Genomic DNA, 10,198 nt, shown 5'->3' on the forward strand with positions numbered 1-10,198 from the left:
CCCGCCTTTCCTATATTCAGCGTTCGATACTGTCCCGCCCAGTTGTAAAGGTTTCCCAACCAGCGGCGATGCCATTCGAGAAGATCCGCAACGCTGATCCTCTGATCCACCCTGACGCTCTCGATCACGGCGTCATAGAGCTGGCTCAACAAATCCAACTCCACGTTGGCCATCTCCGCCGGGTCGGTAATGCCGAGACGGTTGGCCAGCACACGTCCCTCGGATCCTGGCTCGAATTGCGCCTGGCGGTGGCCTGTCGTGTCGTAACGGTTGCTCATTCAGTTGTCATGCCTCGGGACCGAGAGATCTCGCTCTCCGCAGGTTAGCCTGGGTGCTCAGGCCGACGCGACTCAGTCCAGCGAAACGATTTCGCCGGAGGAGGGGCATGCGGCTGAGCAGCCTCAATCCGCTTCAGGCTGAGCCCAGTCGATCCGATCCTGCGAGATTGCTTGGCCGATGATGTCATCGGCGAGGTCTTTCAGTCCTCGTGTCGACTCGACTGAGAATCGGAACCCGTCGTAGCTCATCTGCGATTACGACGGCACATGCATTCGCCAAGCGTTCGCTCCATCCGCGCTTTTCGTTCTGACTGCCGGTCTCCGGGCGAGGGCCGGCATGTTCCAGTGCGAAAAGGATACCCGGGTCAGGCTCGAGGTCAGTCCACAGCATGTTGATTCCGTCCGGTATCGAGCCGACGCGCCGGGGTGCTTTTCGATTCCGGCGACGGGTCACCGCGCATGAAAACGACGGGCTCTTTGAGGTCGGCGAGAAACGCGGGCAGAAACTTGAGCCGTGATCTCGATGCGCGCTCCAAGAAGCCGGAAGCCGCGCGATGGGAGAGCGGCGCCGACTCGGAGGGTGCAAGGAGATCGAGCAAATGCCGATAGTCGTGTCGCAACGGCCAAGCGCTCGCCTCGAAAACGCGAATCCGCCCGCCTTCGCCGTAAGCCGCGTCCGGCCAGCGATCCAGGCTTTGCACCTCGCGGTTCTGAACGACCACGGAGCCGGGGGAGTGAAGCCGGTCGACCAGCCAGCGCGCGACACCCACGGTGACGGCGTTTCCGACGAGCTTCCAGCGTGGGCCGTTCTTCAGGTTGGTCATGGCCGGAGCCGTCCAACCACGCTCGAACCCTTGCAGCGCCTCGGCGTCTTCGATACCGGGTGTGACGAGTTTCGCCCCCGTGGGGGCGTTCGGGATCCAGATCGCGGGCGGAGACGGAATCCCGACCGTCGATCCACCCTTCATGGGGGGCACGGCATCCCGTGCCCATCCGAGCCCGGTCAAGCCCTCGGTCCAATAGAAGCCGAAGGCATCTTCTCGGAACACCGATGCGTCGGGTTCTTCGGCCTCGTCGGCAAAGAGGACCGTGCGCGGATCATGATGACGGGAGGCCACCAAGATGACCCGGTGCCGCCTTTGCGGTACGCCCGTAAACCGCGAGTCGACGAGGCGATAGGCCCAGCGAAAGCCGAGTTGCTCGAGCTCCGAGACCAGATACGACATGGCGCGGCCGCGATCCAGGACGAGCATGTTTCTGACGTTCTCGAGGACCAACCACTCGACGTCGTGATCGCGAAGCAAGCGGAAGACGTGGGCAACCAGTCCTGATGCCTCGCCCTTGATGCCCGAAGTTCGCCCGGCTTGTGAGAGGTCCGTGCAGGGGAAGCCGGCGGTGACCACGTCGACCCCTTGAGGAAGGGCATCGAGGGTACGGACATCCTCGATCAACGGCACCCCGGGAAAACGCGCCGCCAGGACGCTGCGCGAGGCATCCCAGAAGTCGCAGAGCAGTGCTCCTTGGGCACCCCGCGCCTGAAAGGGCAGCTCCAACCCGCCGATGCCGCTGAATAATCCGGCAACCTTCATGCGATATCCTCTGAGATGGCTCGATCGGACGTTACCGACGTTGGCCCATTATCGCCGTCACCGTCGTCGGCACAACCGACGCCGGTGCGACTCGAGGATGAATCCATCAATGGGTGGCGGGGTAGACCGGCGGAGGGTCATCACCATCGCGTCCGGAAACAGTGATGCCAAGCGGCGCACCGGTCCGAGATGCCGGCGGTGTTGGGCACGCTGCGCTTTGCTCAACCTACCGGTATCGCCACGTCCGAAATCGCTTCAATCGGTTCCCTGATAATACTTGGCCAGATCCGTTTCCTTCACGCGGGTGAGCATGTCGCGCGGGAACATGCTCATCAGCTCCCAGGCGAGGTTGAGTGTGGCTTCGATGGAGCGATCCTCGGCCTCGCCTTGGCCGACGAAGCGTTCATCGAAGGCGTCGGCGAAGGTGAGATAACGCCGGTCGCGCTCGGAGAGCTCGTCGGCACCGATGATGGAGGCGAGGTTGCGGGTCTCTTGGGCGCGGGCATAGAGGGCGTAGATCTGGCCGGCGACGCGCGGATGGTCCTCGCGGGTGTCGTCCTTGCCGATGCCGTCCTTCATGAGTCGCGAGAGGCTCGGCGAGATGTGTACCGGGGGATAGATACCCTGGTTGTGAAGCTCGCGCGAGAGCACGATCTGGCCCTCGGTGATGTAGCCGGTGAGGTCCGGGATCGGGTGCGTGATGTCGTCCGAGGGCATCGAGACCACGGGCATCATGGTGATGGAGCCGTGACGCTGGTGGATGCGTCCGCAGCGCTCGTAGATCTCGGCCAGATCCGAGTAGAGATAGCCGGGATAGCCCTTGCGCGCCGGGACGTCGCCCTTGGCGGTCGCGACCTCGCGCAGCGCCTCGGCGTAGTTGGTCATGTCGGTGAGGATGACCAGGACGTGGCGATCGAGATCGTAGGCCAGATATTCGGCGGCGGTCAGCGCGGTGCGAGGCAGGGTGAGACGCTCGACCGGCGGGTCGTCGGCGAGGTTGATGAACATCACCACGTTGCGCAGCACGCCGGAGCTGGCGAACTCGTCGCGGAAGAACTTGGCATCCGCGTAGGACACGCCCATCGCCGCGAAGACCACCGAGAAGCTCGACTCCTGATCGACCAGCTTGGCCTGGCGTCCGATCTGGGCGGCGAGCCGATTGTGCGGCAGACCCGAGCCCGAGAAGATCGGCAGCTTCTGACCGCGCACCAGGCTGTTCAGCCCGTCGATGGTGGAGATGCCGGTCTGGATGAACTCGCGCGGATAGGTGCGGGCCGCCGGGTTGATGGCCGATCCGCCGACCGGGCGGCGGATGTTGGAGAGCACGGGCGGGCGGCCGTCGCGGGGCTCGCCGAGGCCGTTGAACTCGCGCCCGAGGATCTCCGGGGAAAGCGCGATCTCGACCGGCTCGTCGAGGAAGCGCACCCAGGTGTTTTCCAGGTCCAGGTCGTCGGTGCCTTCGAAGACGAGGATCAAGACCTCGTTGTCGGCGCTGCGGATCACCTGGCCGTTGCGGGTGTTGCCCGTGTGGTCCTTGATCTGCACCCGGTCGCCGAAGGCGATTGCGGCGGTGTCTTTGACGACCAGCAGGCCGCCGCGGGCCTCGATTGCGGTGCGATATTCTTTGATGCTCATTGAACCGCGTCCGGCATGCTATGCATTGTGTTCATTGTGTTGTGATGTCTTATCAGCCCATGGCCGCCGGCGTCGACGCGGTTCAAGAGTCTTAAAAATTCTACCTTTCTGAACCGCGTCTTGCCGTCGTCGTTGTTTAGGACAAACGTCGGCTTGCCCCGAAACACCGCATGTCGCTCCGGACGCGGTTCAGACCTGCTCGCCATGTTTGGCGTATTCGATTCGCACCGACTCCATCGCATGATCGACCTCGGCGCGGAAGGCGAGAACCTGGTCGAGCTGCTCGCTGGAATACATGGATTTGAGGCGCCGCATCTTGGCCATGAGCGGGAGATGTTGCAGCTCGGAGACCGGCACGCCGAGCTTGATCAGGGCGGCACCGCGCTTGTAGATGGTGATGGCCAGATCGAGCAGGGCGTATTGCTTTTGCGGCGAGCAGAAGGTGTCGATCTCGTCCAGAGCGCTTTGCTGGAGCACGCCTTCCTTGATCAAGGATGCGCCTTCCAGCTCCCAGCGCTGCGCATCCGAGAGCGCCTCGGGTCCGACCAGGTTGACGATACGCGACAGCTCGGCATCGCGGGCCAGCAGGGCGAGTGCGGCGGTGCGACGCTTCTCCCAGTCCGGGTCGATCTCCTTGTGCCACCACTGCGCGGCGGTTTGGACGTGTTTGGAGAAGCTGGTGACCCAGTCGATCGAGGGATAGTGGCGCGCGTCGGCCAGCTCCTTGGAGAGCGCCCAGAAGGTCTCGATAATGTCCTTGGTGTGGCTGGTCACCGGCTCGGAGAAGTCGCCGCCCGGGGGGGAAACCGCGCCGATCAGGGTGACCGACCCGGAGCCGGCTCCGTAGGTCTCCACGCGTCCGGCGCGCTCGTAGACCGCGGCGAGACGTGATGCGAGATAGGCCGGATAACCTTCCTCGACCGGCATCTGACCGAGCCGCCCGGAGACCTCGCGCAGCGCCTCGGCCCAGCGGCTGGTGGAATCGGCCAGCATGACCACGTCGTAGCCCATGTCGCGGTAATACTCGGCCATGGTGATGCCGACATAGACCGATGCCTCGCGGGCCACCACCGGCATGTTGGATGTGTTGGCGACCAGCAGGGTGCGCTCCATCAGCTTGCGCCCGGTGTAGGGGTCGTCCAGCTCGGGGAAGCTTTCAAGCACGTCCACCAGCTCGTTGCCGCGCTCGCCGCAGCCGACATAGATGACGATGTCGGCGTTGGACCAGCGCGCGATCTGCTGCTGCACAACCGTCTTACCGGCACCGAAGGGCCCGGGCACGGCGCCCTTGCCGCCCTTGAGCTGCGGGAAGAAGGTGTCGATGACCCGCTGGCCCGTAATCAGGGGCGAGATGCCGTCGTCGCGACGCAGGTATGGCCGTGGCTTACGCACCGGCCAACGCTGATACATGCTCAGCCGATGGCTGATGCCGCGCGGATCCCGCACCCGTGCGATGGTCGACTCGATGTCGTACTCGCCCGCAGGCGCCACCTCGAGCAGCTCGCCCTCGACGCCGGGCGGAACCATGATCCGATGCAGGACGGTCGTGGTCTCCTGGACCGTGCCCAGGACGATGCCGGGTCCGACCTTGGCGCCGGGGCTCAGCTCGCGGTTGGGCTCGAACTCCCACTCGCGGGCGCGATCGAGCGCAGGTACCGAGATGCCGCGCCGGATGTAATCGCCGGACTGCAAGGCGATCTTCTCCAACGGGCGCTGCACGCCGTCGAAGATGCCGCCCATCAGTCCGGGACCGAGCTCGACCGAAAGCGGCCAGCCTAGGCCCTGCGCCGGCTCGCCGGGGCGCACCCCGTCGATGGACTCGTAGGTCTGCACGACCGCAAGCTGACCCCGCAGCGAGATCACCTCGCCGAAGAGACCCAGGTCGCCGATCTTCACCTGCTCGCCGCTGCGCACGCCCGGCAGCTCGACGGTGACGATGGGACCGTTGATGTCTCGGATGACACCTGTTCGCTTGGTTTCACTCATGGTCTCATCCGCTGAAGAGGTTGCCGGTGTCGAACCCGCTCGGCAACAGCCGTTCGAGGATGACCTGTTGGACGGCCGGACGCAGACGCTCGAGCCGACCCTCGTAGGTATTGTCGACGCGGATGCGTCGGTCGCGGCTGGCGACGAGCACCCCGCCGAGCGTCTCGATCGGCTCCTTGGAGAGGGTCACGGTCTTGTGCCCGGGAAGGGTCTCCTGGATGACGTCCCAGCGCTCGTCCAGGCGCCGCAGATCGCGCGCATTGGCCAAGACGACCAGGGATTTCTCCTCGATGAGGTTGGCCGCGCGCAAGATCAGGCTGTCCAGCCAGGCATCGTAGCGCTGGAGGTCCTCGCCGAACGCCTTCATGCGTCCGGCGAGCGCGCGCTCGACATCCTGGACCAGGTTCCAGCGCATCTGGTCCAGGTGCGTCTGCATCTTCAGCTCGCTGGCCTGCACATGTTGGCGGAAGGTCCGCTCCGCGAGCGTCTTGGCGATGCTCTCTTCACGACTCTCGCGCATGCGCAGCCGCTCCGCCGCCTCGCGCAGGATGTTGTCGCGGCTGCGGTTGGCGCGCTCGCGATACTCGCCGGCCAGCCGTTCCGCACGGGCCAGGATGGCCTGCTCCAGCTCTTGTACCTGATTCACGATCGACCCTCGTTAAATCGCGTCCGGAGCGAAAACCCTTGTCTTGTCGCTTGCCGCCGCCTTGCGGACACCAAGGGCGACGGTCGAGACGCGATTTAAGTGAATGAATTCTGTTTGATGAACAGCCAAGGCCCGCATCGGCTCCCCCGGTGATCTTCGAGAGCCGTCGCTCAAGGCTCCGCCTTGGCGTTGACGACGGCGTTGCCGAACAGCGCCGCCAACCGCCGCGCCACCTCGCTCCCCAGCTGCGGCTGCTCGCCGAGCGGCGGGACCGCGATCACGACGATCCGGCCGCCCTCCCGACGCACGCGTTTAAGGCTCGGGATGTCCTGCGCCATGACGGCATCGTCGACGACCACGAATGCCTTCTCGCGACCGCGCAGAAGCTCCCGGATGGTCCGGTCGACCAGCTCGGGATCGGGATTGGGATGGGTCTCGAAGCCGATGAGTCGAAAGCCGTCCGCAAGCCGATCCTCGCCGAGAAACAGCATTCGGGTGGGCCGGTCGTAATCGTAGGTCTGCTGCGCGTCCACGCCGGGCTCGCTTAGATCCGGTTGAGCAAGAGGATGGAGATGACCAGCCCGTAGATGGCGATACCCTCCGCCAGGCCCAGATAGATCAGGGTACGTCCGAGGTTCTCCGGCTTCTCGGTGATGGCGGCCAGCGACGCGGCGCCGATCGGTCCGACGGCAATCCCTGCGCCGATGGTCGAGAGGGCGGTCGGGATCCCGGCACCGATGATGGCCAGGCCCATGCCGACGGACAGATCGCCCGCCGCCGCAACGCCTTCCGCACCCGCCTCGACGGCGAAGGCATCGTTGATCCCGAACACCAGCAAGCCGAGCTGGGCACCGACGAAGACGACCAGCTGGGTCGCCATCGCCGGTTTGTACCAAGGCAGGGCCCGGGTGGCGAGCTGCGGACGAAACTCGAGCATGAGGCCGAGCAGGATAAGGCCGAGAACGGCAAAGGTCATGAGGGCGACGAGCCAGTACATTGAGTGCTCCAGTGTTTTGTTTCGGTTGTGACGATAGGTTCTGCGGCAGTGTGCGGGCTGCGCCGGGGCGATACCTTTAGCGGTTCGGTCCGTTTCTCGGAACAGCCGACTTGACAACTGCCGTCGGTATATTCGGGCTCGCCGGGTTGACGGTGACCTGCTGAAGACGCGGATTGAGGACCAGGTCCATATCTTCCATCGGCACCGCTCCCATCAGCACGGCGTCACCCATGACGAGTGCTCCCGTGAAGCAGTTGCGATTCTCGAAGCGAATCTGCAGCGGACCGACATAGGGCACAAGGGCGGATCGTCCATCGGCCGTCGTGACCTCGCGCTTTTCAAGCTCGGCGAGATTCAATTGGAGTGCGACGTGCTCGGGGATACAGAGCGTAATTGCGCCTGAATCGAACATTGCGCGTGCCTTCAGGGGTCGCAGGTGGGCTTCCCTGGGATTGATCAGTTCGATGTCCGCGTAGATGAGTCCCATGCCTTCCTCCCGATGAACGAATGGCTCAGGCCTGCCCGCGCCGGAACTTCAATGGCGCGAACTCATGGCCGTTCCCCGAGAAGTAGCGCGAGAACCCCTCGAAATACTGCAGGCGCATCACCTGGATCATCACGATCCCCCCCTCCAAGACGATGACGAAGATATTGCCCAAGATCAAGGTGACCAGGTGCCCGAAGGCGCCCATCATGCCCGCGAGGGTGAAGATGGCGATCGAGAGCGCCACATGATTGAGGCTGAAGGCGGCGACACGCAGGAACGACAGGGTGTTGGAGACATAGCCGATCAGGGTCTCCAGTGTCTCGATCACGACCACCAGAATCTTCTCGCTGATCGGGGCCTGCTGATGCTGCCAACTGTGCCAGGCGAGTGCGGCGAGCGAGCCGATCACCAGCACCATCGGAATCGTCCCGAAGGTATCGGCCGCGCTCACCCGAACCCCGGGCACACCCTCGCCGGCCGTGGCGATGTTCACTGCGCCGACGATCAGCGCCAGATAGAAGATCAGGTTGACGATGCCGTGATGGCCGAAGACCGCCCCCGACCAGTTGCGGATCAACAGTCGGTTGTAGATCGCCAGCAGGCAGGCGATGGTCAGAAAGACCACACCCCATCCCAGGGCGATCCTCATCATCAGGAGCGGGTCACCGAGCGGACTCATCCAAAGTGCAGGGATCAGATGCTCCTCGCCGAAGATGCTGCCGAAGAGCACACCGAAGACCATCGAAGACAGCCCGGCCATCAATCCGAAGGGCCAGAATCGCCCGAGCTTCTTGCGCAGGAGCCAGGCGGCGAGAGCGATCACGGCGCCTTGGCCGATGTCGCCGAACATGCTTCCGAACATCAAGACGAAGGTCACCGCAAAGAGCGGCGTGGGATCGACCTCGCCGTACTCGGGCACGCCGTATTGCTTCACCAGCATGGCGAAGGGCGAGAGGATCCAGCTCTTGGCCGGCACCGTCGGCACGAGCGCGCGTTCCTCCGCGGTCGGGTTGCGCACGCTCATCTCGAAGGGGTGGTTGAGCGACTCGCGCAGGCGTGCGTCGAGCCGTTCCACCGAGCGTGCCGGGACCCAGCCGGCCAGATAAGCCAGGTAGCCGGCGCTGCGGATCGACGGGTCTAGCGAGACCAGCGGCTCGGCCAACATGAGGGTGCGCCGAGCTTCCAGCAGCGGTCCCGCAAAGGGGTCGGACCAGCGCGCGAGTGTCTCGAGCAGGGTCTTGCGTTGCGCGTCGATCGACTGGCGCTGGGCGTCGAGGTCGCGCTGCAGCTCCGCCGGGGTGCGGTCGAGCTCCTGCGGGATGGGCAGGTTCTGAAACCCCGCGGCGTCGAGCACGGCGGAGAGCTGACTCTCCTTCGTCCCGGCCGGGCCGACGATCACGACATGGGCGCTTTCGTCCTGCTGCATATAGACATGCAGGATGTATCCGGCCAGCCCGACGGCGCCTTCCAATTGGCGCAGGTTCTCGCGCGGGACCAGACCGACGTAGAAGTCGAGGAAGCGCGTCTTGCTGCGCAGCATCCCCAGATCGATGTTGAGATGGGCGAAATTGGCCAGGGCGGCTTGTTGCTCCTTGACCAAGCGCTCCTCGTCGTCGAGACGGCGCAGGTCTTCCTCGTAGGCGGAGCTCTCGTTCCAGACCTTGCCCAGCCACGCGTTCAAGGTCTGCAGCTCGTCGAAATCGACGACGCGGACCTCCTCGATCTCGGAGGGTTGCGGCACCGGGATCAACTTGCCGATCTTCTCGAGACGGGCCGTGGCTTGGGTGAAGACCTCGCGATACTCGCGCCCGGGCAGGCCGGCGAGCCGGGCCTCGGTCGGCGGGCGTGTATCCGGGTGGAAGCTCTCCATGTCCGCCAAGGCAAGCGATGCCTGCGGAAGATCCTCGGTGAGGACCAGGAGCCGGACATGCTTCATCGGTGTCGAGCGCAACATGCGTCAGCCCCTCTGCATCGGATGGTGAGCCGGGGTACGCATCAGGCTGCCCGACTCCCGGCCCAGGGGCACCCGGGCTCGGACAGCTCGACCGCGATCTCGATGGCGGCGGACGGGAGATTCAGGATCTGGCCTTGAGCCAGAGCGAACAACAACAGAAGGTCGCGCTCGCGCAGCATCAGGTAGGCCAATGCACGCGCGACGCCCGATTGGGTGCGGTGCAGAACCCAATGCGCCTCTTGTGCCGCGTAGGCGCCGATGCGCTTCTGAACGTCGACGATGTTCTTGCTGCCGGCGAGCAGTCGATCCAGCGGTGCGGGCAGGGTGGCGACGACACCCTCGAAGGTCTCGACATTCACCAGATGCAGCAGACGCTCGCGCGTGAGCAGGCGCATCGAGGGGACCAGATGGTAGAAGGTCTCGGAGGCCGAGAGCTGGTAGGAGAAGCGGAAGCGCAGGAGCCACATCAGATTAATGCGATCCAGCTCGGCGCCCATCAGGCGTTTCAGCGGGTTCAGGCTCGCGTCGTTGAACGCCATGACCTGTCGCAACAGCCCGGCGTAGTAGCGTTGATCGATCGCCGCTTCCAACGCAAAGGGCTCGCGCTGCTGCTCGTAGACCTCGCG

At 64.5% G+C, this 10,198-nt stretch carries 9 protein-coding genes and 1 pseudogene; all 10 read right to left on the reverse strand.

The genetic code is table 11. The annotated features are described in order from the left end of the window. Positions 1 to 278: pseudogene (locus VLR48_RS13985) on the reverse strand (cell filamentation protein Fic); the annotation flags it as partial. Between the two features lie 377 nt (positions 279 to 655). After that, positions 656 to 1,867 carry a DNA (cytosine-5-)-methyltransferase gene (locus tag VLR48_RS13990; protein WP_325292379.1) on the reverse strand — a complete coding sequence of 404 codons (1,212 nt, stop codon included), beginning with the start codon at positions 1,865 to 1,867 and terminating at the stop codon, positions 656 to 658. Positions 1,868 to 2,122: 255 nt separating this feature from the next. Further along, a complete protein-coding gene (locus VLR48_RS13995) occupies positions 2,123 to 3,502 on the reverse strand; it encodes a V-type ATP synthase subunit B (protein ID WP_325292380.1) in 1,380 nt (459 codons plus the stop codon). A 189-nt stretch (positions 3,503 to 3,691) separates the two neighbouring features. After that, positions 3,692 to 5,488, reverse strand: a complete 1,797-nt coding sequence (locus VLR48_RS14000) for a V-type ATP synthase subunit A (protein ID WP_325292381.1) — start codon at positions 5,486 to 5,488, stop codon at positions 3,692 to 3,694. A gap of 4 nt (positions 5,489 to 5,492) precedes the next feature. Continuing rightward, a complete protein-coding gene (locus tag VLR48_RS14005) occupies positions 5,493 to 6,134 on the reverse strand; it encodes a V-type ATP synthase subunit E (RefSeq protein WP_325292382.1) in 642 nt (213 codons plus the stop codon). A gap of 170 nt (positions 6,135 to 6,304) precedes the next feature. Further along, positions 6,305 to 6,625, reverse strand: a complete 321-nt coding sequence (locus VLR48_RS14010; RefSeq protein ID WP_093029009.1) for a V-type ATP synthase subunit F — start codon at positions 6,623 to 6,625, stop codon at positions 6,305 to 6,307. A 53-nt stretch (positions 6,626 to 6,678) separates the two neighbouring features. Continuing rightward, a complete protein-coding gene (locus tag VLR48_RS14015; protein ID WP_325292383.1) occupies positions 6,679 to 7,131 on the reverse strand; it encodes an ATP synthase subunit C in 453 nt (150 codons plus the stop codon). Between the two features lie 76 nt (positions 7,132 to 7,207). After that, positions 7,208 to 7,618: a clan AA aspartic protease gene (locus VLR48_RS14020; RefSeq protein WP_325292384.1), complete on the reverse strand. Its 411-nt coding sequence runs from the start codon at positions 7,616 to 7,618 to the stop codon at positions 7,208 to 7,210. Positions 7,619 to 7,643: 25 nt separating this feature from the next. Beyond that, the gene (locus VLR48_RS14025) at positions 7,644 to 9,572 is read right to left on the reverse strand and encodes a V-type ATP synthase subunit I (RefSeq protein ID WP_325292385.1); all 1,929 of its coding nucleotides are present in this window, start codon (positions 9,570 to 9,572) and stop codon (positions 7,644 to 7,646) included. Between the two features lie 41 nt (positions 9,573 to 9,613). Continuing rightward, positions 9,614 to 10,198: V-type ATPase subunit (locus tag VLR48_RS14030; protein WP_325292386.1), on the reverse strand; the 585-nt coding region annotated here is incomplete at its 5' end.

The sequence above is a fragment of the Thiocapsa sp. genome (assembly GCF_035467215.1).
Taxonomy (GTDB): domain Bacteria; phylum Pseudomonadota; class Gammaproteobacteria; order Chromatiales; family Chromatiaceae; genus Thiocapsa.